Origin of the sequence: Pseudophaeobacter arcticus DSM 23566, from assembly GCF_000473205.1 — a bacterium.
GTDB classification, from domain to species: Bacteria; Pseudomonadota; Alphaproteobacteria; order Rhodobacterales; family Rhodobacteraceae; genus Pseudophaeobacter; species Pseudophaeobacter arcticus.
Genome location: NZ_KI421507.1, coordinates 300,495 through 323,744, shown reverse-complemented (window position 1 = coordinate 323,744; position 23,250 = coordinate 300,495). Strand labels below are relative to the sequence as shown.

The 23,250-nt window shown below is 58.5% G+C and carries 19 protein-coding genes; 7 read left to right on the top strand and 12 right to left on the bottom strand.

Annotated features, from left to right (window positions below):
- Positions 1-31: 31 nt before the first annotated feature.
- The 5 genes from ARCT_RS0105625 to ARCT_RS0105605 are packed head-to-tail and all read right to left on the bottom strand — an operon-like array spanning position 32 to position 5,441.
- Positions 32-1,927 carry an AMP-dependent synthetase/ligase gene (locus ARCT_RS0105625; protein WP_051360558.1) on the bottom strand — a complete coding sequence of 632 codons (1,896 nt, stop codon included), beginning with the start codon at positions 1,925-1,927 and terminating at the stop codon, positions 32-34.
- An 11-nt stretch (positions 1,928-1,938) separates the two neighbouring features.
- Positions 1,939-2,712, bottom strand: coding sequence for an ABC transporter ATP-binding protein (locus ARCT_RS0105620; RefSeq protein WP_027239186.1), 774 nt, complete (start codon positions 2,710-2,712; stop codon positions 1,939-1,941).
- Positions 2,712-3,479 carry an ABC transporter ATP-binding protein gene (locus ARCT_RS0105615; protein WP_027239185.1) on the bottom strand — a complete coding sequence of 256 codons (768 nt, stop codon included), beginning with the start codon at positions 3,477-3,479 and terminating at the stop codon, positions 2,712-2,714. Before ARCT_RS0105615 ends, ARCT_RS0105620 begins: the two co-directional genes overlap by 1 nt.
- On the bottom strand, positions 3,476-4,561 hold the full coding sequence (locus ARCT_RS0105610) for a branched-chain amino acid ABC transporter permease (protein ID WP_027239184.1): 1,086 nt from the start codon (positions 4,559-4,561) through the stop codon (positions 3,476-3,478). Before ARCT_RS0105610 ends, ARCT_RS0105615 begins: the two co-directional genes overlap by 4 nt.
- A gap of 4 nt (positions 4,562-4,565) precedes the next feature.
- Positions 4,566-5,441, bottom strand: coding sequence for a branched-chain amino acid ABC transporter permease (locus ARCT_RS0105605; RefSeq protein WP_027239183.1), 876 nt, complete (start codon positions 5,439-5,441; stop codon positions 4,566-4,568).
- A gap of 559 nt (positions 5,442-6,000) precedes the next feature.
- On the opposite strand from ARCT_RS0105605, the gene ARCT_RS0105600 reads away from it, so the two are divergent.
- Positions 6,001-6,615 (top strand): TetR/AcrR family transcriptional regulator, encoded by a 615-nt coding sequence (locus ARCT_RS0105600; RefSeq protein WP_027239182.1) that lies wholly within the window; start codon positions 6,001-6,003, stop codon positions 6,613-6,615.
- A gap of 24 nt (positions 6,616-6,639) precedes the next feature.
- Here the strand turns inward: ARCT_RS0105600 and pcaQ are convergent, their stop codons facing one another.
- Positions 6,640-7,560 carry a pca operon transcription factor PcaQ gene (gene pcaQ / locus ARCT_RS0105595; RefSeq protein ID WP_027239181.1) on the bottom strand — a complete coding sequence of 307 codons (921 nt, stop codon included), beginning with the start codon at positions 7,558-7,560 and terminating at the stop codon, positions 6,640-6,642.
- 98 nt (positions 7,561-7,658) lie between these two features.
- On the opposite strand from pcaQ, the gene pcaC reads away from it, so the two are divergent.
- From pcaC to ARCT_RS0105575, 4 genes are read left to right on the top strand one after another with little or no spacing between them, the layout of a single operon-like run.
- Positions 7,659-8,057, top strand: a complete 399-nt coding sequence (pcaC, locus tag ARCT_RS0105590) for a 4-carboxymuconolactone decarboxylase (RefSeq protein WP_027239180.1) — start codon at positions 7,659-7,661, stop codon at positions 8,055-8,057.
- A gap of 14 nt (positions 8,058-8,071) precedes the next feature.
- Entirely contained in the window at positions 8,072-8,812 is a 741-nt protein-coding gene (pcaH, locus tag ARCT_RS0105585; protein WP_027239179.1) for a protocatechuate 3,4-dioxygenase subunit beta, read from the top strand.
- Positions 8,812-9,438: a protocatechuate 3,4-dioxygenase subunit alpha gene (gene pcaG, locus ARCT_RS0105580; RefSeq protein ID WP_027239178.1), complete on the top strand. Its 627-nt coding sequence runs from the start codon at positions 8,812-8,814 to the stop codon at positions 9,436-9,438. Before pcaH ends, pcaG begins: the two co-directional genes overlap by 1 nt.
- 10 nt (positions 9,439-9,448) lie before the next feature.
- Positions 9,449-10,294 carry a BKACE family enzyme gene (locus ARCT_RS0105575; RefSeq protein ID WP_027239177.1) on the top strand — a complete coding sequence of 282 codons (846 nt, stop codon included), beginning with the start codon at positions 9,449-9,451 and terminating at the stop codon, positions 10,292-10,294.
- Positions 10,295-10,413: 119 nt separating this feature from the next.
- Here ARCT_RS0105575 and cueR read toward each other — a convergent pair whose 3' ends face one another.
- Positions 10,414-10,803, bottom strand: a complete 390-nt coding sequence (cueR, locus tag ARCT_RS0105570; RefSeq protein ID WP_027239176.1) for a Cu(I)-responsive transcriptional regulator — start codon at positions 10,801-10,803, stop codon at positions 10,414-10,416.
- A 20-nt stretch (positions 10,804-10,823) separates the two neighbouring features.
- Positions 10,824-13,325 (bottom strand): heavy metal translocating P-type ATPase, encoded by a 2,502-nt coding sequence (locus ARCT_RS0105565; RefSeq protein ID WP_027239175.1) that lies wholly within the window; start codon positions 13,323-13,325, stop codon positions 10,824-10,826.
- Positions 13,326-13,787: 462 nt separating this feature from the next.
- Between ARCT_RS0105565 and ARCT_RS0105560 the strand changes: the two genes are divergently transcribed.
- Positions 13,788-14,900 (top strand): S-(hydroxymethyl)glutathione dehydrogenase/class III alcohol dehydrogenase, encoded by a 1,113-nt coding sequence (locus ARCT_RS0105560; protein WP_027239174.1) that lies wholly within the window; start codon positions 13,788-13,790, stop codon positions 14,898-14,900.
- Between the two features lie 122 nt (positions 14,901-15,022).
- Here the strand turns inward: ARCT_RS0105560 and ARCT_RS0105555 are convergent, their stop codons facing one another.
- Positions 15,023-16,120, bottom strand: a complete 1,098-nt coding sequence (locus ARCT_RS0105555) for a M24 family metallopeptidase (RefSeq protein WP_027239173.1) — start codon at positions 16,118-16,120, stop codon at positions 15,023-15,025.
- Positions 16,121-16,578: 458 nt separating this feature from the next.
- On the opposite strand from ARCT_RS0105555, the gene ARCT_RS0105545 reads away from it, so the two are divergent.
- Positions 16,579-17,925 (top strand): MFS transporter, encoded by a 1,347-nt coding sequence (locus tag ARCT_RS0105545; protein ID WP_027239171.1) that lies wholly within the window; start codon positions 16,579-16,581, stop codon positions 17,923-17,925.
- Between the two features lie 69 nt (positions 17,926-17,994).
- Here the strand turns inward: ARCT_RS0105545 and ARCT_RS0105540 are convergent, their stop codons facing one another.
- Genes ARCT_RS0105540 through ARCT_RS0105530 form a run of 3 tightly spaced genes read right to left on the bottom strand, consistent with a single transcriptional unit; the run spans position 17,995 to position 22,783 of the window.
- Complete coding sequence (locus ARCT_RS0105540; protein ID WP_027239170.1) at positions 17,995-19,509, bottom strand: SpoVR family protein; 1,515 nt, start codon at positions 19,507-19,509, stop codon at positions 17,995-17,997.
- Positions 19,502-20,833, bottom strand: a complete 1,332-nt coding sequence (locus ARCT_RS0105535; protein WP_027239169.1) for a YeaH/YhbH family protein — start codon at positions 20,831-20,833, stop codon at positions 19,502-19,504. The genes ARCT_RS0105540 and ARCT_RS0105535 overlap by 8 nt, the downstream gene beginning before the upstream one ends.
- A gap of 15 nt (positions 20,834-20,848) precedes the next feature.
- Positions 20,849-22,783 carry a PrkA family serine protein kinase gene (locus ARCT_RS0105530; protein ID WP_027239168.1) on the bottom strand — a complete coding sequence of 645 codons (1,935 nt, stop codon included), beginning with the start codon at positions 22,781-22,783 and terminating at the stop codon, positions 20,849-20,851.
- Positions 22,784-23,250 lie beyond the last annotated feature (467 nt).

Here is a 23,250-nt window from a genome sequence, read left to right as displayed (position 1 = left end):
GATTGGTTCGCAGCGTGTTCAGATCACGCCGTCAATACATGTCGTCGATCAGTGCCTTATGCTTCTTCTCCACAAAACCGCGTTTCAACTTCATCGTCGCCGTCAGCTCGTCGTCTTCGGCGGTCAACAGGACATTGATCAGACGGAAATCTTTGATCTGTTCCACCCGGGCAAAGTCCTTGTTCACCGCTTCGACCTCCTTGCCAATCTGCGCCAGCACCTCCTCGGCAGCGCAGAGCGACGCAAAATCACTAAATGGTATCTTCCTGTCCTGGGCCAATTTTTCAACATTTTCCTGATCAATCATGATCAGACAGCTGAGATATTTGCGGCCATCCCCAATCACCACCGCATCCGCGATATAATGGCTGAACTTCAACCGGCTTTCGATTTCGGCCGGGGTGATGTTCTTGCCACCCGCCGTGATGATGATGTCCTTGATCCGGCCAGTAATGGTCAGATTACCGGCCTCGTCAACCCGACCGACATCCCCGGTGCGCAACCAGCCGTCAGCGGTAAAGGTCTCGGCGGTTTTTTCATTGTTGCGCCAGTATCCCTGAAAGTTGTTCAGCCCGAGGGTCTGAATTTCGCCATCCTCTGCAATCCGCAAACCAACGCCGGGCACCGGCCGACCAACCGAGCCGGGCATATTGTGTTCCAGCGTATTGATGGTGGCAATGCCGGCGTTTTCCGTCATGCCGTAGCCCTCGATCAGCGGCACACCAATGGACCAGTACCATTTCAGCAACTCGGGTGAGATCGGTGCCGCCCCGGTGCCGCCCCGGCGCATTTTATCCATGCCCAGCATCCGGCGCAGATTGCGCAGAACCATGAAGTCCCAAAAGGCATAAGACGCCGCGACACCTGCGGGCGGCTCTTTGCCAACCATCACATATTCTGCCCGCGCCTGACCGGCCTTCATCGCCTGCTGAAAGGCCCAACGCCCCATTGGCGTGGCTTCCTGTGCCAGGACCAGCACCCGCGAATAGATCTTTTCCCAAACCCGTGGCACCGCAAAAAACGTCGCCGGCGAGACCTCCTGCATATTGTCAAAAACCGTTTCCGGGCTTTCGGCAAAATTCACCGTGCTCGAGGCCGCAAGCGGGAAATAGACCGACACATTGCGTTCCAGGATGTGGCAGAGCGGCAGGAAGCACAGCTGCTCATCCTCTGGATCAACAGCCAGAGCCCGGGCGCCAGCCTCTATCGACGCCATAATGTTCTCATGCCCCAACATGGCGCCTTTTGGCATGCCGGTGGTGCCTGAAGTATAGATCAGCATGGCTGTATCTTCTGGCCTGGACTTTGCAATCTCCACCTCAAATGCGCCTGGAATCTTGGCCTCATAGGCTTTCCCAAGCGCAATCAGATCTTCGATAAACATACATTTATCCTGCTGCAGATCATGCAAGCCATCGCGATCATAAATGATCACCTTGGCGAGGTCAGGCACTTGGTCGGCGATCTCCAGGTATTTGTCCAGCTGCTCATCATTTTCAACAAACAGGAACCGGCTGCCGCTGTCATTGACCAGATAGGCCAACTGCGAAGCAGAATCGGTAGTATAGACACCTGAGGCGATGCCTCCGACGCCCTGCACCCCCATATCCGTATAAAGCCATTCCCGGCGATCTTCGCTTAGGATTGAAACCACTTCGCCGCGCCTCAGCCCCAGCGAGACCAGCCCAAGACCAATCCATTTGGACTGTTCCCAATAGGTCGTCCAGGAAAAGGACTTCCAGATCCCCATGTCTTTTTCGCGATGCGCCGTGCGATCCCGCAGCGCCATGCAGCGGGTCTGAAACAGCTTTGGAATAGTGTCGCAGCCGTCGACCAGAACCGGACGTTGGCCCGGTTCTGAATTGTAGGAGACGCCATTGATTTCGATCTGGGCGAGCCCGGTCTGTTTTCCGACTTGAATATTCATCTCTGCCCCTCCTAGCGCCACGTTTTCTTGCGTTTCCAGCGCTTCTCGCCGCGCTGGCCCTCTTCCTGATGGCCCAGGTAGAAAGACTTGATATCCTCGCTTTCCATCAGGCGATCAGCGGAGCCATCCATCACGATCCGGCCGATCTCCATCACATAGCCCACATCCGCCAGATCCAGCGCTATACGGGCGTTTTGCTCCACCAGCATCATGGTCACATGCTCTTCGGTGTTGAGACGCCGCAGAATGGCAAAGATTTCCTGCACCAGCAGCGGCGACAGACCCAGGCTCGGCTCATCCAGCAGCATGATCTGCGGCCGCAGCATCAGCCCGCGCCCAATTGCCAGCATCTGCTGTTGCCCCCCCGACAAGGTGCCTGCCTCCTGGTTCCGACGTTCAGCCAGAATTGGGAAATAGTCAAAGACCATCTGGCGGTCGCGCTCGATCTCGGCCTTGTCTGAGCGGGTATAGGCGCCAAGGCTGAGGTTCTCGTCGACCGTAAGAAGCGGGAAAACCTCGCGCCCCTCGGGAACATGCACGATGCCATGTTCAACGATGCGATGCGGTTCCTGGCCCTGAATGGGCTTGCCGTTGAACAGCACCTCACCCTTTTCAGGATCCATGATGCCCGAGATGGTTTTCAACAAGGTCGATTTCCCGGCCCCATTTGCACCCAACACAGTGACGATCTGCCCCTTGTCGACCTTTAGCGACACGCCCCGAATGGCCATGATCGGCCCATAAAAACTTTCGAGGTTTTTGATTTCCAGCAAAGGTTCACCCATTAGACTGCCCCCGCCCCAAGATAGGCCTCAATCACAGCCGGATTGGCCTGGACCTCTGCCGGTGTGCCCTCGGCCAGTTTGGCGCCATCCGCCAGGGCCAGCACCCTGTCAGACACCCCAGAGACCAGCCCCATGTCATGTTCCACCATCAAAACGGTGATCCCCATCTGTTTGCGGATATCATCAATCCACCAGCGCATATCCTGGGTTTCCTCGACTGACAGGCCCGAAGCGGGCTCATCCAGCAAAAGCAGGCGCGGTTTTGAGGCTAGCGCACGCCCCAGCTCAACCACCTTGCGCACCCCATAGGGCAGCCCGGCGATCATCTTGTTCCGGTAAGGCTGCAGATCGAGAAAATCGATCACCTCCTCAACCGCTTCGCGGTGGCGCTCTTCTTCGCGGCGGACACGCGGCGTAAAGAACATCTCTTCCAGCAGCGTGGTCTTGCGATGGCGATGCCGCCCCACCAGCAGGTTTTGCAGCACCGTTGCATGCTCGAACAGCTCGATATTCTGAAAGGTCCGGGCAATGCCAAGATCGGCAACCTGATCTGCGTCCCGCTCCAGCAGGTTGTTGCCGTCAAAGGTGAATGTGCCGGCAAAAGGCTCATAAAAGCGCGAAATCAGGTTAAAGGCAGTAGATTTACCCGCGCCATTTGGCCCGACGATGGCGTAGACTTCACCCTCTTCAACCGAGAAGCTGAGATTATTGACCGCCACCACGCCACCAAACTTGAGCGTGGCATTTTTGATTTCCAAAAGGCTCATCTCAGACGCTCCGTCTTCAGGTAGGATTTCTGGCGGCGGAACATGTCCTTACGCGCAAATGGGAACAGCTCGAACCAGGTGCGGATCTTAAGCCATCGCCCGTAAATCCCCATCGGCTCAAACAGGATGAACAGGATCAGGATCAGGCCAAAGACGCCTGTCTCAAGCCCCGGGATAGCGACACCACTGCCCACGACATTGTCCTTCAGGATCGACAGCGCCTGCGGCAGAAAGGCGACAACCACGGCGCCAAAGAAGGCCCCGTGAATGGATCCGAGCCCGCCAATCACGATCATCATCAACAGGGTGATGGAAATCACCAGGCTGAACGTCTCGTTGTTGAAGGTGCCCGCGTAATAGCCCATCAAGGCGCCGGCCCAGCCGGTGATCATGCAGGAGAGACCAAAGGCCTTGCCCTTGGTGCGGGCAATATGCACGCCCATGGCAGTGGCCGAAACCTCGCTGTCACGCACCGCAGCAAAGGCACGCCCCAGCGGCGAGCGCAGCAAATTGCGATAAAACAGCGTGCAGATGATGGTGACCACCAGGACCAGGTAGTAAAAGCGCGAGGGCATCGACCAGCGTTCGATCTCAAACCCAAAGATGTTGATCATCTCCGGGAACTTACCAGAAACACCACCGCTCCAGTGTTCGGTCAGAACAATGATGTCATCAGCCAGAACCGACAGGGCAATGGTGGCAATCGCCAGATAGATGCCGTGCAACCGCAGCACCGGAACCGCAATCAACACGCCGACAAAACCCGTGATAACCCCCGCCAGCGGGAAGGCGATGATAAAGGGCACGCCCTGTTCGATCAGGATGGTATTGGCATAGCAGCCGATCGCCAGAAACGCGGCGTGGCCCAGGCTCGCCTGACCGGTCTGGCCAGTCAGCAGCATCAGGCCGAGCCCGGCAATAGCCCAGATCAACACGTTGGTGACCTCGCCCAAATAGAACTCATCCAGCAGATAAGGCAGCCCAAAGGCCAGCGCCAAGAGAGCGCCATAGACACAGAACGTCCAGCGGTCCGGGAATAGTCGAATGTCGTGCTGGTAGGATGTTTTGAAATGAATACGCATGAGCTTATACCTTCTTCACGCGGACCTGGCTGAACAAACCGTGAGGCCTGAAGATCAGCACAGCCAGCAACAGGGCATAGGGCGCAATTTGTGAGTAGCCGGCAGCCAAGTACCGCGCCGCAAAGGGTTCGATCACCCCAACGATAAGACCACCAGCCAGGGCACCGGGAAGCGAGCCAAAGCCGCCAATCACCGCTGCTGCAAAGGCCTTGATCCCCAGCAAACCAGCATTCGGGTCAATGGCGCCTTTGGAAGCAAACAGAATACCCGCAACCGCAGCCGTGGCACCGGACAGCCCCCAGATCAGCCCCTGGACGCGCTTGACCGGAATACCCATGAAGTAGGCCGCCATCTGGTTTTGACTTGCCGCCTGCATCGCCAGCCCTAGCTTGGTACGCTGGAAGAACTGGTACAGGAACCAGGTCAACAGGAAGGTCACGACGATGATGGCAAGATCCGCCATACCAAGGACAACGCTGCCGATATGTAGATCTCCAAGCGCCAGAGGGCTTTCCAGGGTTTGAGGTTCATGCCCCCAGATCAACCCGGCGATAAAGCGCAGGACAAACCCCATGGCAATCGTCAGGATCACCACTGCTGTCTGGTTCTGGCCAAAGAGATGGCGCAGAACAAAAAGGTCCAGCAGATAGCCAAACACCGCCATGATTGAAATCGTCAGTGGCGCGGCGACCCAGAATGGCAAATGCATGTATTCTGCATTGGTCAGACCAAGGCTCACAAAAGCCCCTATCATCATAAAGTCACCCTGGGCGAAATTCACCGCCTCAGTGGCTTTGTAGATCAAGACGAACCCAAGTGCGATCAGGCCGTAGACACAGCCATTCGCAAGCCCACTGATCAAGAGCTGCAATACTTCCAAATTTTCCTCCCCCCGTTCCTAAAGAACGGCTCCTTGCCCGATCGCGTCCGGGCCCTAGCGCTTTTTTGCGGGTTTTCCTGCTGCCTCCTCAAGCTGCGGAATCCCAAGCGTCTAAAAACAGACTACTGAGTATGTTTTTGACCTGTCAATCGGCGGGACCCAGCGTCAGACTAGCAAAAAGTGCCTATTTTTCGCGCCTCTGTCCCCCTAGGCTGATTCTTGGATCCTACCAGCCAACCTTGTTGCGCGGTCCCCATAGGTGTGATGTCTCTAGCCCTCTTTTGCAGTCACTGCCGCATCCCGGTTGCCCCCTCAGGTCTTGGCCAAAATGGCATCGCCATTCTTGCGACAGACACAGACAGGACGGCTCGGGCTTGCCATTTCACTTCTATTCCGGCGCCGCCGCGCGGTGAAACAGCAAGAGACAACCAGATGGCCCGTCAGATGGCCCGTCAGATGGACTGTCAGATGGGCTGTTCAGAGCGACGGCTTTGGGATTGCCTCTTATCCGGGCAGTCTGATAGGCCAAGATCCAACCTGAATGGCAGGCAGACCCTAGATGTTAGAACAGATCAGCACTTCAAAAAGCGAGATCCTGGATGCCGCCGCCCATTGCTTCATGACATTGGGCGTCGAAAGCGCCTCGGTGGATGATATCGCGGCGCAGCTGGGGTCTACCAAGGGGCGGATCTACCATCACTTCCCATCCAAAGGCGCCCTGCTTGCAGCGGTGCAACTGCGGGCAGCCGGTTTTACCTACAGAGCCGTTGAGGGGCTTATTGATGTCAGCCTGCCGGCGGTCAAATCGCTCGACAAGATGGCCCGCGGTCACATCTACGAAGTGTTGAACTCGCTGGCCTACCACAAGGTCATCCTGCAAACCTACACCGGCGGCACCCAGTCCAAAAAAGTGAAGGGTGTCGAACAGGGTCTTCAGGAGCAGCTTCGCACCGGACAACGCCAGTATGAAATGCTGTTTCGAACCGAAGTGGCGCGCGGTATTTCAGAAGGCAGCTTTAAAGACCGCAACCTGACCGTCGCTGTGGCTGGCCTGATGCTGATCCTCAACTCACCAGTATTCTGGTTCCGGCCTGAACGCGGCGCCTCGCAGGAGTTTATTGACACAATTGCCCGCGATATCAGCAGCATGGCGCTGGCCAGCCTGCGCGCCTGACCCGGCACCTGCGCTCCGCAGCCCCTATTCCGTCAGCTTGCACAGCCCCCGCAAGCAGGCACAGAACCGCGCCCCGGTTGCCGACAGCTGGTGTTCGCTGCGAATACACAGCCCCACCGGCCCCAGGGTGCTGGTGGTGTCCAGGGGCAGCTGCTGCATTGCCCCCGCCGCAAGATCGGCCTGCACCACCCCCTGGCTGATGAACCATATCGCGCCGTGGTCCAGCACAAACCGCCGCCCAAAGGTGGCCGAAACCGTCTCGATCGGCGCCTGAGGCATCATCAGACCTTGCTCCAGAAACATATGTTCGACCAGGGGGCGAATGATCGACCCCTGCGAGGGCATCAACACCGGATAGGACTGTAGCGCCCCCTCCGGCAGATGGCCGCTGTCCGCCAGGGGATGCCCCGTGGCCACAACCACCGCAACGCGCTCATGAAACAGCGGTTCAAAATCAATCCCCACCATGCGTTCGGGCGCAGGCAACCGGCCGACAACCAGATCCAGATCGCCGCGGCGCAGCAGGTCCAGCAAATACTGGTTGTCCCCGGTGGTGACCAAAAACCGGCTGCGGCCGATACCGGCCTCCAGCTCGGCCAATGCATCGGGAACCAAGGTGGCCGAGACGGTTGGCAAGGCGCCTATCCGCAACCTCGGCCCCTCGCCGGCCTCCAGCCCCTGCAACATCGCAACCCCATCCCGCGCCAATGCCAGGCTGCGCCCCGCGTGGTGGCGAAACATCTCCCCATAGGGCGACAGACGAATGCCCCGACCATGACGCTCCACCAGAGGTTTGCCGCAGACCGCCTCCAGCTCGCGCAGGGCGCGGGTGACGGCAGGCTGGGTCATGCCCAGCGCCTCTGCCGCCTGGGTCACACTGGTCTGGCGCGCCACTTCGACAAAGACTTCGAGATGACGCAGTTTCAGATGGGCCGATAAACGCATATCATTTTCGCAATGCAAACATGTGGAAATTCGCATTATACAGCACAATTTTGATATGTGATACTCCTCACAAGCTACCAAGCAGAGGACTGCATCAGATGAGCAACGACAGATACAACCAGGGCATGGTGACCCGTCGCGCAGTTCTGGGAGACGCCCATGTGGACCGCGCCGAGGAAGCCAAGACCGATATGGACGAGGCCTTTCAGACCCTGATCACCGAAGGGGCCTGGGGCACGGTCTGGTCGTCGGATGCAATTGCGCCGCGTGAACGCTCGATGTTGACCCTGGCCCTGCTGGCCGCACTGGGCAACTTTGACGAGATCCCCATGCATATCCGCGCCACGGCCCGCACTGGCGCCAGCAAAAGCGATGTGTTGGAGGCCTTCCAGCATGTGGCGATCTATGCCGGCGTGCCGCGCGCCAATCATGCGCTAAAACTAGCCAAACAAACCTATGCGGAAATGGAAGCCGACGCCGACGCAGCCAAGGCCTGAGGAGGAAGACCACTATGACCAATACACCAGCAAAACAGGGTGAGTTTTACCAACGCGACCGGCGCTGGCACCCCCCGGCCTATGACAAGGACTACAAGACCTCTGTGGCGCGCTCGCCCAAGCTGTCGCTGATCAGCCTGGAGAACACCCCCAGCGAGATCACCGGGCCACGCTTTGGTCACGGCGACCTGACGCCGATCGACAACGATCTGCTGTCCAACTATGCCCAGCCAGATCAAAGCCCCATTGGTGAGCGCATCATCGTGCATGGCCGGGTGCTGGACGAAAACGCCCGCCCGGTGCCCAATACGCTGGTCGAGATTTGGCAAGCCAATGCCAGTGGCCGCTACCGCCACAAGAAAGACACCTATCTCGGCGCCATTGACCCGAACTTTGGCGGCTGTGGCCGCACCATGACGGATGAGAACGGCTATTACTATTTCCGCACGGTGAAACCGGGGGCCTACCCCTGGCGCAACTGGGTCAACGACTGGCGCCCGGCGCATATTCACGTCTCGGTCTTTGGCTCGGGCTTTGCCCAGCGGCTGATTACGCAGCTCTATTTTGAGGGCGATCCGCTGGTCAAAACCTGCCCCATCGTGGCGACAATCCCGGATCCCGATGCCATTGAGCAGCTGATTGCCAAGCTCGACATGAATGCGACGATTCCGCTGGATACCATCGCCTATAAATTCGACATCGTGCTGCGCGGCCGTCGCTCAACCCTGTTTGAAAACCGCCTGGAGGGGAACTAATGCCACAGACACTTGAATATCTGAAAGAAACCCCTTCGCAAACCGCAGGCCCCTATGTGCATATCGGTCTGGCCCCCGGCGCGGCTGGGTTTCAGATCTACGATCAGGAACTGGGGCAGGATATTGCCGGCCCCAATGCCAAGGGGGAACGGATCCGTGTCGAAGGCCTGGTCATCGACGGCACCGGGTCGCCAGTCAAGGACGTGCTGCTGGAGGTCTGGCAGGCCAATGCCGATGGCATCTATCCGCACCCCGAACATGCCGGGCATGACACCGTCGAAGAGGGCTTTCGCGGCTGGGGCCGGGTGATCACCAATTTTGAAACCGGTGAATGGGCATTTGATACTGTCAAACCCGGTGGCCTGATGGGCCGCAATGGGCAGATGATGGCGCCGCATATCAACCTGTGGATCGTGGCGCGCGGCATCAATGTGGGGCTGAATACCCGGCTTTACTTTGATGATGAGGCAGAGGCCAACGCCGCCGACCCGGTGATCAATGTGGTTGAGTGGGAAAAGCGCCGCGAAACCCTGATCGCAAAACGCAGTGAACGTGACGGCCAGACGGTGTATCGTTTTGACATCCGCCTGCAGGGCGACGGTGAAACCGTCTTTTTTGATATCTAAGGGAGCATCCATGACCATCTCAAGCCAGGGCAAACCCTGTATCATCTGCGTTGCCATCACCGGATCCGTGCCCCGCAAGGAGCACAACCCGGTGGTGCCCGTCACCATTGCGGAACAGGTTGAGAGCACCCAGGCCGCGTTTGAAGCTGGCGCCACAATTGCCCATTGCCATGTGCGCAACGACGATCAAACGCCCTCATCCGATCCAGAGAAGTTTGGCCGCTTGCTGGAAGGGCTGAACAAGCACTGCCCCGGCATGATTGTGCAGCTCTCCACTGGTGGGCGGTCGGGCGCGGGCCAGGAACGCGGCGGCATGCTGTCGCTGCGTCCCGACATGGCTTCGCTTTCGGTGGGGTCCAACAACTTCCCCACCCGCGTTTATGAAAACCCGCCGGATCTGGTTGACTGGCTGGCCAGTGAGATGCGCCAGTATGAGGTCAAGCCCGAGATCGAGGCCTTTGATCTGTCGCATATCCATCAGGCGGTGAAGATGAACCAGGATGGGCGCATCGCTGGCAAGCTTTATGTGCAATTTGTCATGGGCGTAAAAAATGCCATGCCGGTGGATCGCGAGACCTTTGATTTCTACATCAAAACCGTAAAGCGCCTGGCGCCTGAGGCAGAATGGTGCGGTGCAGGTATCGGCCCCGGTCAGATCCAGATCAATGAATGGGCGATTGCCGCAGGTGGCCACACCCGCACTGGCCTTGAGGATAATTTGCGTCTGAACCGCGAAACCCTGGCGCCCTCAAACGCGGCCCTGGTGCAGCGCGCGGTCGATCTGTGCGAGAAATACGAACGCCCCGTCGCCAGCTGGCAACAGGCCCGCGAAATTCTGGGTCTGCGCCCAGCCTAAGGCACCGGCAAGACCAGTTTCGACTGTCTCATAAAAAACAGGCAGCCCAGTCACTGTGGGCTGCCTGTTTTACATTCCACCAGCACACCGGCTGGTTTGCTGACCCTTAAGCCCCTGCCTCACACCTTGCCGGACAGATCTTTCAAGATCGGGCAGTCTGGGCGGTTGTCACCAGCACAGCAATGCACCAGCTCGGTCAGGGTATCGCGCATCGCCTGCAGGTCTGCAATTTTGGTCTCGATCTTGCTCAGATGTTCCAGCGCCAGTTGCTTGACATCGCCACTGGCGCGGCTCTCATCCTCATATAGCGCCATCAGCATCCGGCAGTCTTCTATGGTAAACCCCAAGGCCCGCGCCCGGCCCAGAAAGGCGAGCTTGTGCAGATCCGCCTCGACAAAGCAGCGATAGCCGTTTTCGCTACGCTGCGGTTTGATCAGGCCGATATCCTCGTAATAGCGGATGGTCTTGGCCGGCAGGCCCGAGCGGGTTGAAACATCACCGATATTCATGCGGACCTCATGCTGTGCCGTCAGATGGCGGGGTGAAACGAAGCAGTGCCGGGTTTCGACACCTCTGTTCCTTCATCTAAGCTGGATTTCAGCCGATGCAAGCGCAGCGCGTTGCTCAGGACAAAGACGCTGGACAGCGCCATAGCGCCAGCCGCCAGCACTGGAGACAGCAACGGCCCGCCAAAAGGATAAAGTACCCCCGCCGCAACCGGCACCAGAACTAGGTTATAGCCAAAGGCCCATCCAAGGTTTTGCCGGATGTTGCGCATGGTGGCGCGGCTCACCATAAGCGCATCCTGCACCCCGCGCAAATCACCAGAAACCAGCACCACATCCGCAGCCTCAATCGCCACATCGGTGCCGGTGCCAATGGCAACCCCCACATCCGCAGCCGCCAACGCCGGGGCATCGTTGAGCCCATCGCCTACAAAGGCAAGCGCACCATAGCTGTCTTGCAGATCTTTGAGCACCGTGACCTTGTCCTCTGGCAGGCATTCGGCACGCAGCGCATCAATACCCAGCCGCGCCGCAATGGCCTGCGCCGTTGCCTCTGCGTCGCCGGTGATCATTGCCACTTTCAGGCCCTGCGCCTGCAGCGCCTTGATGGCGGCCGCTGTGCCCTGCTTGATGGGATCTGCCACCGCCAGCACCGCCGCAAGCTGGCCGTCGATCGCCACATAAAACGGCGTCTCCCCTGCGGCCCCCCAGCTCTGCGCCAGGGTGACAAGCGCGGCACAGTCTATCGCCTCGCGTTGCATCAGCCGCGCGGCTCCAATCAGCACCTCGCGCCCCTCGACATGGGCCCGCAGCCCAAAACCCGGCAAGGCCTCAACCTGTTCGGCCTTGGGCAGGTCCTTGCCAGCCGCCGCAACCAGGGCCTTGGCGATGGGGTGTTCTGACTGGGCCTCTGCGGCGCCAACCAGCCGCAACACCGCATCCCGATCAAAGCCTTCCGCAGGCTGCAGACTGGTCAGGGCCGGGTGTCCTTCGGTCAGGGTGCCGGTTTTGTCCAACGCCACCACCTGGACCGATTGCAGCCTCTGCAGGGCGTCACCTTTGCGAAACAGCACCCCCAGTTGCGCCGCCCGGCCAATGCCAACCATGATCGAGGTCGGCGTCGCCAGCCCCATGGCACAGGGGCAGGCAATGATCAGCACGGAAACACCGGCCACCAGGGCCAGCGGCAAGGCGGGCGCAGGCCCCAGCAACAGCCAGACCAGAATTGTTAAACAGGCCGTCAGCAAGACCGCTGGCACAAACCACATGGTGATACGGTCGACCAGGCCCTGTACCGGCAGTTTTGCGCCCTGCGCTTGTTCAACCATCTGGATGATCTGCGCCAGCGCGGTATCCCGCCCCACATGGGTGGCGCGAAACTCCAGCACGCCGGATCCGTTCACAGTCCCAGCCGAAAGCCGCGCGGCCTTGCCCTTTTCCACCGGGAGTGGCTCACCGCTCAGCATGCTTTCATCCACAAAGGAGGTGCCAGAGGTCACCTCTCCATCCACCGCGACCCGCGCCCCGGGGCGCAGCCGGATCAGATCTCCGGGGGCAATCTCGTCCACCGGGGTTTCAATCACCGTATCGCCCCGTACCAGCTCTGCTGTTTTGGGCTGCAAAGAGACCAGTTTGCGAATTGCCGCCCCGGTGCGCCCTTTGGCGCGGGCCTCCAGCAAGCGCCCCGTCAGGATCAGGACCACGATGACACAGGCGGCCTCGAAATAAACATTGGCCGAACCAGGTGGCAACAGGTGTGGAAAAAAGGTCGAGATCACCGAAAACCCATAGGCCGCCGCCGTTCCCAGCGCCACCAGCGCGTTCATATCAGGTGCGCCGCGCAACAGGGCGGGTACGCCTATGCCATAAAACTGACGCCCTGGTCCGACCAGCACCAAAGTCGCAAGAACAAATTGCAGCATGTAGCTATTGCTCTGGCCGATATTGGCCAGCACCCAATGATGCATGGCAGGCAGCATGTGGCTGCCCATTTCGATCACAAAAACCGGCAGCGTCAGGACCGTAGCAATGCTCACCTGACGCACCAACGCGCTGATTTCCTGCGTTCGGCGCTGTTGCGCCTGCTCTGTCGCATCCGCTTCACCGCCCCGCAGGGAGGCGGGATAACCCGCCTTCGTGCTGGCAGCGCACAGATCTGCTGCGCGCGTGGCCCCGGTCAGGTAACTGACATCCGCCCGCTCGGTGGCCAGGTTCACCTCAGCGGTAACCACGCCGGGAACCGCACGCAAAGCCGCCTCTGCCCGCCCCACACAAGAGGCGCAGCTCAGCCCTTCGATATCCAGGCTCACCCGCGACAAGGCAGCCGGATAGCCTGCCCGCTCGAGTGCCGAGACCAGCTCTGCCGGTTCCAGATCCGGTGCAGCCTGCACCTGCCCCTTGGCTGTGGCCAGATTAACCGAAGCCTCACTGACCCCCGGTATCGCGGCCAGAGCTTTTTCAGCCCGGCCAACACAGCCCGCGCAATTAAGCCCCGTGATCTGCACTGAGATTTGACGATGTTGCATAGCAAAATCCAGACGTTTTCCTCGTTTGGGACTTCATTTGGGGCTTCCAGCAAGGGGAAGGTCAAGCCCCCTCCCCTGAAAAATGCAGATGAATGCCCCGATTGTCCGGGAAAGCCACTGCCCCGGATCCTGCCACGGCCCCGACAGATCCAACCTGTTGCTCTCTCGCTTTTGAGACGTGAGATAAGCCAGCAAGGACCCAGCAGATTTTTGGGCAGCCATGACCCTGGAGCAGCACTATTGGTCGTTTTTGAGACCATAGCCCCTCCGCCATACGGGCTAAAATCCAGGTATCCCTTGCGAGAAGGCTTGGGCGGTTGTAACGCTGGGTAAGCCCAATTGCGGCGGGCAGGATCGCCTGTTTACCACCGCTGCGCCGAACCTGGGCAAATTATTGACAGGTAGAGCTTTTTGGCCAGGACCAAACAAGCGACCGAAACAGGACGAAGGATCAGATTTATGATGCGCACACGTGCCGCCGTTGCAGTTGCTCCGGGCAAGCCGCTCGAAGTTATGGAAGTGAACCTGGAAGGGCCAAAGGCCGGCGAGGTTCTGGTGGAAATCAAGGCCACCGGCCTGTGTCACACGGATGAATTCACCCGTTCTGGCGACGACCCCGAGGGTATTTTTCCCGCCATTCTGGGCCACGAGGGCGCCGGTGTTGTCATCGAAGTGGGCGAAGGCGTCACCAGCCTGGAAGTCGGCGATCACGTGATCCCGCTCTATACGCCTGAGTGCCGCGAATGCGAATACTGTCTGAACCCCAAAACCAACCTCTGCCAGTCGATCCGTTCGACCCAGGGCGCGGGGCTGCTGCCCGATGGCACCACCCGGTTTTCGATGCTGGATGGCACGCCGATCCATCACTACATGGGCTGTTCGACATTCGCCAACCACACAGTTGTACCGGAAATCGCCCTGGCCAAGGTGCGCAAGGACGCGCCCTTTGACAAGATCTGCTACATCGGCTGCGGCGTCACCACCGGCATCGGCGCGGTGATCAACACCGCCAAGGTCGAGATCGGCTCTACCGCCATCGTCTTTGGTCTGGGCGGCATTGGCCTGAACGTCATTCAGGGGCTGAAACTGGCTGGCGCCGATCAGATCGTTGGCGTTGACCTCAACCCCGGCAAGATCGAGATGGCGACGCATTTTGGCATGACCCATTTTGTCAATCCCGCCGAGGTCGAGGGAGATCTGGTTGCGCATCTGGTTGAAGTGACCGGCGGCGGCGCGGATTATACCTTTGATGCCACCGGCAACGTCAACGTTATGCGCACCGCATTGGAGGCCGCACATAAAGGCTGGGGGGAAAGCATCATCATCGGCGTTGCCCCCGCCGGTGCCGAAATTTCCACCCGTCCGTTCCAGCTGGTCACCGGCCGCAGCTGGCGCGGCACCGCCTTTGGCGGCGCATCCGGGCGTACCGATGTGCCCAAAATTGTCGATTGGTACATGGACGGCAAAATCGAAATCGACCCGATGATCACCCATAAGCTGACGCTCGACCAGATCAACGAAGGCTTTGATCTGATGCATGCCGGCAAATCCATCCGCGCCGTCGTCGAGTTCTAAACCCAAAGGCCATCTCTGAAATAGAGACGCCGATGATCTGACAAGGCGCAACTCCTGATGGGGTTGCGCCTTTGTCTTTGGTCAGGCTGTATCTGCCCTCAGCAGGCCAAGGTGATCAGCCCTCACGCCCCGACAATCGTCAGCTCCTTTGGAAACTGCGTCAGAACCTGACAGCCCTCATTGGTGATCAGCACGTCATCTTCGATCCGCACGCCAAATTTGCCCGACAGATACAGCCCCGGCTCGTTGGTATAAACGGTGCCTGCGGGCAGCAGCTGGGGGTTGCCGCGCATGATGTAGGGGGCTTCGTGCACGTCCCGTCCCAGACCGTGGCCGGTCTTGGTTTCGATATGCGCAGCAAAGGGAGAGGCCTCCAGCACGCCTGTCACCACATCATCAATCTGATGCGCGCTGACCCCGGATTTTGTCGCCGCAAGCCCTGCCATATTGGCCGCCAGGACCGTTTCATAAACCGCGCGACCCTCATCGCTCACTTCGCCGACAAAAACCGTGCGGGTGATATCGGCGCAGAACCCATCTTTGCGGGCGCCAAAGTCAAACAGCAGCGCGTCGCCGGACTGGATCAAGTAGTCTGCGCGGGCATGGCCATGAACGCGGGCCGAATTGTCGCCCGCCACCACAATGGGGGTAAAGGCGAGATCATCCGCGCCCTCGGCAAAAAGCGCCTGGATGAGACGGCTTTCGATCTCTTTCTCACTTTGACCAATTTCAACTGTCGCCAGCACCCGGTGCAGGGCGCGCTCTGACAGGGTGATTGCCTTTTGCATGGCTGCGATATCGGCCTCACTCTTGATCATCCGCAACCCCGAGATCTGCTTTTCGGCGTCGATAATCTCCAGCTCCGGGCTGGCCTGTTTGAGCGCGTGATGCACAAAGACGCGCATTACCTGGCCTTCCACCGCGAGGCGTGTCATCGGCATATGGCCCGCAAGAGCCGCAAAGGCCGCCTGATAGCCATCCTGGTCGCGCCAATCAAAAACCGCACCCTCAAAACCAACCAGATCCCAGGACCCCAGTTCGAGATTTGGCACAATCGCCGCCGGAGCGCCCTGCGCAGGTATCACCAGGACAAAGGGGCGTTCGTGGCTCATGAACCCCTGCCCCAGAGCACGGGTGAAATTTGGCCCCGGCACCAAAGCCAGGGCATCCACGCCCAGGGATTTGGCCAATTCACGATACTCGGTAAAAGAAGTGGTCATATGAGATCTCCCAAAAGGATCAGACAGGGGCGCGCTACTGGCGCGCGCCAATTTCAGAACAACAGACAGATGCTACAGGCCTGTCACTTCGCCCGGCAGGCACCTCTATTTGGAATATTGTATCCAATTGAAACAGGGGCCTTGTCAATGCATAGTCTTGCCAAAGGTCCCTGACTGCGAAAGCCGTCTTGCATTTATCGCCCGCAAAGAGAGAATGAGCCCATGAAGCCCCTTCCCAACCACCACTGCCCTGCCATTCGCGCTGCTCAGACCACACGCGCCCATGGCCATTTGAGCGGCGTAAATTTGGGGGGGGTAGAGCAGCGCCCCTGTGGTGAAATTCCCAAGCGGGAGCTGAGCTTGGATCATCTAGACCTTGGCTTAAGAACGGCACCGCAGATCGTTCTGGCGAACACCGTCGCGCGACCAGCAAAGGTATCACGAGGTATCCTGAAACCATGTTAGCGGTTCTGAGAAATCGCACCTTTCGCCACATGTTTGCGGCACAGGTGATTGCCATCATCGGCACCGGTCTGGCGACCGTGGCTCTTGGGTTGATCGCCTATGACCTGGCCGGAGCCGATGCCTCCATCGTGCTGAGTATCGCGCTCACCATCAAGATGGTCAGCTATGTGACCCTTGCCCCAATTGCCGCCGCAGTTGCCAGCCAGTACCCGCGGCGCAGCTGGTTGGTCACGCTTGATATCCTGCGCGCCCTGGTGGCGCTGGCGCTGCCTTTTGTCAGCGAGATCTGGCAAATCTATGTGCTGATCTTTGTCATGCAGGCCTCATCTGCCGGGTTTACCCCTGCCTTTCAGGCCACCATTCCAGATGTCCTATCTGATGAGGAGGACTACACCAATGCGCTGTCCCTGTCGCGACTGGCCTATGACATCGAAAGCCTGTTGTCCCCAACGCTGGCCGCACTGCTGCTGACTCTGGTGACGGCCAATTCCCTGTTCTTTGGCACCGCTGCTGGCTTTATTGCCTCGGCGCTGCTGGTGGCCTCTGTTGTCCTGCCCTCGCCCCGGCCCAGCGCCACCACCGGATTATATCACCGCACAACGCTGGGGATCCGCATCTACCTAAAGACACCACGCCTGCGTGGGTTGCTGGGGCTGACAGTCGTTGCCGCCTCGGTGAGCGCCATGGTGATCATCAACACCGTGGTGATCATCCGGGCTGACCTGGGCCTGTCCGAGCATATGGTGGCTTTGACCTTGGCCGCTTTTGGCGCCGGGTCCATGCTGGCGGCCGTTACCCTGCCAAGGCTGCTGGCCCAGCGCCAGGATCGCAGCCTGATGATAGCGGGAGCGCTCATCGCGATCCTGGCTCAGACCGGGCTGGCGGCCTATGCAAGCCTGGCCAATGCCACAGTGTTGCCGGTGATACTCTGCTGGTTCTTGTCCGGATTTGGCTATTCCACCGTGCTCACCCCCTCGGGGCGGTTGTTAAAGCGCTCGGCCCGGGCTGAAGATCGCCCTGCGGTCTTTGCCGCGCAGTTTACCCTGTCGCATGGCTGTTGGCTGATCACCTATCCCCTGGCCGGCTGGAGCATGAGCAGCTTTGGCATGGTGCCCTCGCTTTTGGTGCTGAATGCACTGGCCATTCTGGGGGTGTTATATGCGCGGATCCAATGGCCCGCCCATGACCCCGAGAGTCTGCCCCATGGCCACCCCGAACTGGCCGCTGATCACCCACATCTGCAGGCACCTACAGACCACGCACAAAGTGACCCAAAGCGGCATTCACATCCCTATGTCATCGACGATTTGCACAAAACATACCCACCTGCGGACCAATAAGGAACTCATCAGCGCAGGCCGGAGGCACACTCAGGTCAATTGCTCAGGCCAATTACTCAGGCCGGTCACTCAGCTCTCGACATGTGTCTCCACCGCGTTCAGACAGACATCATAGCCCCAGAGTGTGCCCAGGTGCTTTAGCACCTCGCGCTTGTTCTCCTCTTCCAGGTGAACGCCATCGCGCACCGTATGCGTGAGGATCAAACGCCTGTCGCCGCTCAGATCTGCATCGGAGACCTGAATATCAGGCTCCAGATAGGCCAGATCATATTGCTGCGCCAACGCCCGGCGGATCTCTTTATAGCCAGCCCGGTTGTGGATTTGGCTCACGACCAGGTCCTTTTGGTCTTCTAGATCGACCAAGGCAAAAAGCTTGAACTTGCGCATCAGATGCGGCGACAGGAACTGCTGAATAAAGCTCTCATCCCGGTAATTGGCCCAGGCATCGCGCAATACCCCCCGCCAGTCCTCATGGCCTGCGATATCCGGAAACCACGCGCGGTCTTCTTCGGTTGGCTCTTGGCAGATGCGTTTAATATCCATCATCATGGCAAAGCCCAGCGCATAGGGGTTGATGCCTGAATAACGCGGATCGTCATACTCGGGTTGCAAAACCACATTGGTATGGCTGTGCATCATCTCCATATAGGCGCCCTCGGTCAGGCGCCCCTGCGAGAAGAGCTCATTTATGATGTAATAATGCACAAAAGTAGCGCAGCCTTCGTTCATCACCTTGGTCTGTTTCTGCGGATAGAAATATTGTGCCAGCATCCGCACGATGCGCAACAGCTCGCGCTGCCAGGGATGCAAGATCGGGCTGTGCTTTTCCAAAAAGTAGAGAATATTCTCCTGCGGCAGGCTCAGGCTTTTGCGGCGCGCACTAAAGGGCGCATCCCGCGCTTCCTCCTCCTTGTTGCGTCCCAGGGTGGCATCGGTCCAGATATCCAGCAGGCTGCGACCGGCCTCATAGCCATCACGCAGCCGCTGCATCGCTTCCAACTCCTGCGCGGTGGGCTTTGGCGGGCGCCCATAGCGAAACACCCCCTGAGTTTGCAGCGCATGGGCCGCATCCAGCAGTTCTTCCACCGCATCCAGCCCATAGCGTTCTTCACAGGCGGCGATGTAATTCTTGGCAAAGGCGAGATAATCATGAATGCCGTCGGCATCCGTCCACTGCAGGAACAGATAATTGTTCTTGAAAAAATGATTATGCCCAAAGGCCGCATGCGCCATCACCAGCGTCTGCATCGCCATGGTGTTTTCTTCCATATTGTAGCTGATGCAGGGGTTGGAGTTGATCACGATTTCATAGGCCAGCCCTTGCCGTCCGGTGCGATAGAGCGCCTCGTCGCGGGCAAAATGTTTGCCAAAGGACCAGTGCTGATACATCAGCGGCAAACCGGTGCAGGAATAGGCATCCAGCATCTGCTCCGCCGAGATGATCTCGATCTGGTTCTGGTAGACGTTCAGCCCCAGATCATTCAGCGCGATATCTTCAATCGCGTCGCGGGCCTTTTCCAGCAGTTCAAAGCTCCACTCCGACCCGTCAAACAGCAGGTTGGATCCCGGTTTTACGTCAAGCATTTTGGCCTCCCTTTAAACGGGGCAGAAAGAACTCTCTGAAGATCGGATAGATATGAGCAGCATGGGCCACGCGCTGCATCGCAAAATGCGGTGCCTGTGATTTTACCGCACGGTAGTTCTGCCACAGATCATCTCCGGCCTCGGTGTCATTCAGCAGGGCCTCGGCGCTTTCTTCAACAATTTCCATATAGGCGTAGTACTGGCAGACTGGCAGCAGATCCTCGAGCAGCAGCTTTTTGCAGCGCGCCGAGTCATTGCCAAAATTCTCCCCATCCGAAACCTGGGCGCCGTAGATGTTCCACTCCTGCGGCGGGTAGCGGTCCGCGATCACCTCACGCATTTTATCCAGCGCGGTAGAGACAATGGTGCCGCCGGTTTCGCGGGCATAAAAGAAGGTTTCCTCATCCACCTCCTCCGCCAAGTGAGTATGGCGGATAAAGACCAGTTCGGTCTGTTCATAGCAACGCGACAGGAACAGATGCAGCAGCAGGAAAAACCGCTTGCCAAGATCCTTTTCGCGCTCCTGCATCGAGCCGGAGACATCCATCAGGCAGAACACAACCGCGCGAGACTTGCGGATCTTTTCGGGCACATGGGTGTCAAAGCGCAGATCTATCGGGTCGATATAGCCCACAACCTTACGCTTGCGTTGCAGCGCCTCCAGCCGGGACCGTAGCTCCTCCAGCAGATCCGCCTGGGCCTTTGAAAGGGAGGGAAGGTCCGCCAGCATTTCAATCTCGGCTTCCAGATCCGCCTGCGCCTGGGCAGAAGGGCGTCGCAAAGCAATACGCCGCCCCAGGGAATTGCGCATGGTCCGCACCAGGTTGAGGTTATTGGGCGTGCCCGCAGTGGTCAGCCCAGCGCGGCGGCTGCCGATGGTTTCGGTCTCAACGGAGGATTTCTCCACCAGATCCGGCAGCTCCAGCCCGTCAAACAGGATCTCCAGGTATTCGTCACGGGTCAGGGTAAAGGAAAACGCATCCTCGCCATCGCCGTCTTCGGAGGCCTCGCGGCCCCCCTGCCCAGCGCCGTTCCTTGGTTTGGGGATGGTATCGCCAACCACAAACTCCTTGTTGCCCGGCAGTACATATTTGCGGTTACCGCCCTGGGCGCTGTGAAAGAACCGAGGCTCCTGCAGCCCCTTTGCCGGGATTGTCACCTTTTCCCCCTCAGGCGAGACACCATCCCCGTCCTGGATGGATTTGTCCCGCACCGAGCGGTCAACACGCTCTTTGATATTCTCCCTGGCGCGGCGCAGGAACCGTTGCCGGTTGCCGTGGCTTTTGCCTTTGGGGTTGGCGCGCCTGTCGATGAATTGATGCATATTTCAGCGCCCCCGTTACCCGGCCTTGTTGACCCGCATGTACCACTCGACCAGCCGCCGGACCTGGCGGTCGGTGTAGCCATGGCTGCGCATGCGTTCGACAAACTCCTGGTGCTTGCTCTCGGTCTTGCTGTCTTTCTTGCTGCCAAAGCTGATCACCGGCAACAGCTCTTCGACCTGGCTAAACATGTGCTTTTCAATCACATCCCGTAGCTTTTCATAAGAGTTCCACGCCGGGTTTGCGCCGGTATTGGCACGATGGCGCAGCGCAAACTTGACCACCTCGTTGCGGAAATCCTTGGGATTGGCGATACCCACCGGCTTTTCTATCTTGCTCAGCTCGCTGTCGAGAATGTCCCGGTCATACAGCTGACCCGTGTCGGGGTCCTTGTAGTCCTGCTCTTCGATCCAGGCATCCGCATAGGATATGTAGCGATCAAAGACGTTCTGACCATATTCGGTGTAGCTCTCGAGATAGGCCTTCTGGATCTCATTGCCGATAAATTCCTCGTACCGTTGGGCCAGATCCGTCTTGATGAAGTCGAGATACTTGGCCTCGGTCTCGGCTGGAAACTGCTCCCGTTTGATCATCTGTTCCAGGACATACATCAGGTGCACCGGATCCGCCGCGATCTCATCGGTGTCAAAGTTGAAGGTCGACGACAGCACCTTAAAGGCAAACCGCGTGGAGATGCCGTTCATGCCCTCATCAACGCCAGCCCGGTCCTGATATTCCTGAACCGTTTTCGCCTTGGGGTCGGTGTCTTTCAGGCTTTCGCCATCATAGACCCGCATCTTGGAATAGAGGTTGGAGTTTTCATGCGGCTTTAGCCGGGTGAGAACAGAAAAGCGGCTGAGAATCTTGAGCGTTTCCGGCGCACAGGGCGCTTCGGCCAGTTCGCTGTGCTGGATCAGTTTGCGGTAGATCTGCGCCTCATCGCTGACTCGCAGACAATAGGGCACCTTTACAATCGACACCCGGTCAATAAAGGCCTCGTTGTTTTTGTTGTTCTTAAAGGCCTGCCATTCGCTCTCGTTGGAGTGGGCCAGCACCAGCCCGGTAAAGGGAATGGCGCCAAAGCTTTCGGTGCCCATGTAGTTGCCTTCCTGGGTCGCCGTCAGCAGCGGATGCAGCATCTTGATGGGAGCCTTGAACATCTCGACAAATTCCAGCACGCCTTGATTGGCCCGGTTCAGCCCGCCCGAAAAGCTATAGGCATCTGGATTGTCCTGGCTGAAATGTTCCAGCTGGCGGATGTCCACCTTGCCAACAAGGGTCGAGATATCCTGATTGTTCTCATCACCGGGTTCGACCTTGGCCACTGCCATGCGCCGCAGCCCCGAAGGATAGATCCGCGCGACGTTGAATTTGCTGATGTCCCCACCAAACTCATCCAACCGCTGCACCGCCCAGGGCGACATCAGCCCCGGCAGGCGGTGACGGGCAATGCCGTATTCCTCTTCCATCACCCCGCCCATGCGAACGGGATCAAACAGCCCCAGCGGGCTTTCAAAAATTGGCGACAGCTGGTCGCCGGCTTTCAGCACATAGATGGGCTGATCTTCGACCAGACGTTTCAGCTGCTCGGCCAGCGAAGATTTACCACCCCCCACCGGTCCCAGCAGATACAGGATCTGCTTACGTTCTTCTAACCCCTGCGCGGCGTGACGGAAGTAGCCGACGATGCGCTCGATGGTATCCTCCATGCCGTAGAAATCTTTGAAGGAGCTATATTGCTTGATCGTTCGGTTCTGAAAGATCGGCCCAAGCCGCGCATCCTTGGATGTATCAACCAGTTCCTCTTCGCCGATGGCCTTGAGCATCCGCTCGGCCACATTGGCATAGAGGCTGGGATCGCTGCGACAGGCATCCAGATAGCCATAAAGGGACATCTCCTGTTCACGCGTCTGGCCATATTGCTCGGCAAATATTTCGGCAATGTCTTTCATCGGATCTAGCCTCCTGGGTTATGCTTCGCCTTTCCTCCTGGCGGTGGTGAAAACGCACAGACATAGAATGCCCAGGGCCTGGGCCACGGATGTCCGCGGTCGTTTTTGGTTTTGATTTCTGCTCTTGTTCGACGGCGTCTTAAGCACCGGATGCCCGCTCTGATCAGGGGGGCTTGGTCCGGCAATCGAGAGCCTCGGACGCCGTTCAGTCTTCCGCAAGGGTACACTATTTGCTAGTTTCATACTATTAGGAACTGGTGTATTTTTAATTAATTGCCAGAAGGTTTCGCTCAAAAATCTTCACAATTTCACCAAAACCTGTGATCTCATGCTGCCCAGGCCCACAAACACCCTGGATCAAGCGGCGCTGCCACTGGCCTTTGCCGGGCACTTTGGCCCTGTTTTGGCCCTGTTTGGGCAAGGGCACGCTGATGGGCGCCCGACCCTGTTCTGCAGTGTCTCGCCTC